The organism is Ramlibacter sp. (genome assembly GCF_035706265.1).
Taxonomy (GTDB): Bacteria; Pseudomonadota; Gammaproteobacteria; order Burkholderiales; family Burkholderiaceae_C; genus Ramlibacter.
This window is the reverse complement of sequence record NZ_DASSVG010000550.1, coordinates 1-2,524: the sequence shown is the minus strand read 5'-3', so window position 1 is coordinate 2,524 and position 2,524 is coordinate 1. Positions and strand designations below refer to the sequence as shown.

The 2,524-nt window shown below is 69.5% G+C and carries 3 protein-coding genes and 1 pseudogene; 2 read left to right on the top strand and 2 right to left on the bottom strand.

Features of this window, described 5'->3' with window-relative positions:
* On the top strand, positions 1-102 hold a 102-nt coding region (locus VFM98_RS26200), incomplete at its 5' end, for a hypothetical protein (protein ID WP_414709049.1).
* 42 nt (positions 103-144) lie between these two features.
* On the opposite strand, the gene VFM98_RS19740 is transcribed toward VFM98_RS26200, so the two are convergent.
* The gene (locus VFM98_RS19740; protein ID WP_325111602.1) at positions 145-1,146 is read right to left on the bottom strand and encodes an NAD(P)-dependent oxidoreductase; all 1,002 of its coding nucleotides are present in this window, start codon (positions 1,144-1,146) and stop codon (positions 145-147) included.
* A 90-nt stretch (positions 1,147-1,236) separates the two neighbouring features.
* On the opposite strand from VFM98_RS19740, the gene galU reads away from it, so the two are divergent.
* The gene (gene galU, locus VFM98_RS19735) at positions 1,237-2,127 is read left to right on the top strand and encodes a UTP--glucose-1-phosphate uridylyltransferase GalU (protein WP_325111601.1); all 891 of its coding nucleotides are present in this window, start codon (positions 1,237-1,239) and stop codon (positions 2,125-2,127) included.
* A 210-nt stretch (positions 2,128-2,337) separates the two neighbouring features.
* Here the strand turns inward: galU and VFM98_RS19730 are convergent.
* Positions 2,338-2,524, bottom strand: a pseudogene (locus VFM98_RS19730) (D-hexose-6-phosphate mutarotase); the annotation flags it as partial.

The following is a 2,524-nucleotide window of genomic DNA, read 5'->3' as shown; positions in this document are numbered from 1 at the left end:
GCCAAGGCCCCGGCAGCAGTGATCGAGCAGGAACGCCGGCGCATCGCCGACTTCACGGCCACCCTGCAGAAGATGCAGGCGCAGCTGCAGCGGCTGGGATGACCAGGGCAGCGCGCCGGGCGCCGAAGCGCCCGTGCGCTCGCCTTACAGCGGCCCCGGCCCGCTCAGGGGCGTGGGCTGCGAATCGAGCGGCGCCGGGCCGCTGAGCACCGTATCGAAGCTGTTGCTGCGCGGCAGCGCCAGCGTCTCGTGCAGGCGCTGCGCGACGTACCAGCTGGCGCGTTGCCGCGACTCCTGCGTGAGCGAGGCGATGCGCGGCGTGAGATGCAGGTTCGGCAGGTCCGCCAGCGGCGAGCCGCGACCGGCGAAGCCCGCTTCGGCGCCATCGAGCATCGCGGCCTCGATGCGGCCGTCCTTCAGCGCCTGCGCCAGCGCGTTGGGCTCGAAGATGCGGGTGCGCGTGGTGGCCACCCACAGCTGGCCCGGCCTGCAGTGGGCCAGCACCTTGTCGTTCATGAAGCCCTGGAAGCGCGAGGCGTAGGGCAGCTGCACGCTCACGGCATCGGCATGCGAGAGCACGTCCTGCAGGGACATGGGCTCGATGTGCAACCGCCTCCAGACCGAAGCCGTGTGGTGCACGGCGGGGTCGTATCCGATCAGGCGGACGCCCAGCGCGTTGAGCATCAGGGCCAGCGCGTGGGCCGCCGGCGCCAGGCCCACGATGCCCACCGTGCTGCCATTCAGCTCGCGGCCCACCAGCGGCGGCGCCTCGCGGTCGCCCTTCAGCGCGGCGCCGATGCCGCGCCGCATCAGCAGCAGCAGGCCGGCGAGCAGGTATTCGGCGTTGGAGCGCACGTGGGCATGGGTGCCCTGGATCACGCGCACGCGGTGGTCGCGGCAGGCTTCCAGGTCGGTATGCTCGGTTCCCACGTGCAGCCGCGCGATGGCGCGCAGCACGGGCGCGAAATCCAGCAACTCGCGGGTGACGACCACTTTTCGTGGCAGCACCAGCGCCTGCACGTTGTAAAGTTGGCGACGCAGGGCGGCCGCATCCTCGGCCAGCTCGGGCCGGTACGCGATGCGGTGGCGGGCCTGGAGCCAGGCCTGCGCCTCGGGAGCCAGTCGCTCGAGCAGAAGGATTTCCACGGCAGGTCTCGGTGCACCGACGCTGTTTCTTTCACACAATGCGGCGTCGAGTGCGTCGGGGCACTTTATCCACTACTCTACAGCGGGTCGATGAAAAACTTCACAAATGTTAACAAGGCAGTGTTTCCGGTGGCGGGCCTGGGCACGCGCTTCCTGCCGGCCACCAAGGCGCAACCCAAGGAAATGCTGCCCATCGTCGACAAGCCCCTGATCCAGTACGCCGTGGAGGAGGCCTACGAGGCCGGCATCCGCCACATGATCTTCGTCACGGGCCGCAACAAGCGCGCCATCGAAGACCATTTCGACACGGCCTACGAACTGGAGAACGAGCTCGAGGCCAGCGGCAAGGAGGAACTCCTGGCCACGGTCCGCTCGCTCACGCCAGACGACATGGATTGCTCCTATGTACGCCAGCCGCGCTCGCTGGGCCTCGGCCACGCCGTGCTGTGCGCGCGCTCCATCGTGGGCGACGAGCCCTTCGCCGTGCTGCTGGCCGACGACCTGATGTGCGGCCCGCACGGTGGCCCCGGCGTGCTGGCGCAGATGGTGGAAGTCTTCCGCCAGGTGCGCGGCTCGGTGCTCGCCGTGCAGGAGGTGCCGCTGGAGCACGTGAAGCGCTATGGCATCGTGGCGGGCGAGCCCGCGGGCGACCGGCTGGTGAAGGTGGAGCGCATGGTGGAGAAGCCCGCGCCGGAGAACGCGCCCTCGCGCCTGGGGGTGGCCGGCCGCTACGTGCTCACGCCCTCCGTGTTCGAGGCCATCCGCCAGCAGCCGCGTGGCAGCGGCGGCGAGATCCAGCTCACCGACGGCATCGCCCAGCTGATCGGGCCGGAAGGTGTGTATGCGTACCGGTATGAGGGCAAGCGCTTCGACTGCGGCAGCAAGCAGGGCTTCCTGGAGGCGAGCGTCGAATTCGGCATGCGCCACGCGGAAGTGGGCGCAGGCTTCCGCGACTATCTGCGCGGGCTGGATTTCTCGTAGCTATCGCGGCTGGAGCGGGCTACAAATATGCGGCCGGAGCGGGCTGCAAATATGCGGCTGGAGCGGGCTGCAAATATGCGGCTGGAGCGGGCTGCAAATATGCGGCTGGAGCGGGCTGCTCGTAGGCTGGTGCTGGAGCGCTAGCGAAAGCCCAGCGATGCGCGAGCGCAGCGGAGCGCTGGGCTTCGGGCTTCGCCGCTCAGCGCCAGCCTACGAATCCCGCCCGATCACTTCCAGGCGCTGCGTCCCGTGCCACGTCTTCCCCGGCGCGAGGTGCACCGGCTGGCCGATGGCGCCGGCTTCGATGCACAGCATCCGCTGCCAATCCTGCGGCGGCATGTCGCCCAGTTGCGCGGCCTTCGCCGGCCCCGGGTTCCACACCACCGTGTCGGTGAAC

Bases quoted from the DNA above. Each gene is read 5' to 3' on its own strand.
- galU (WP_325111601.1), top strand. From the start codon at position 1,237: ATGAAAAACTTCACAAATGTTAACAAGGCAGTGTTTCCGGTGGCGGGC.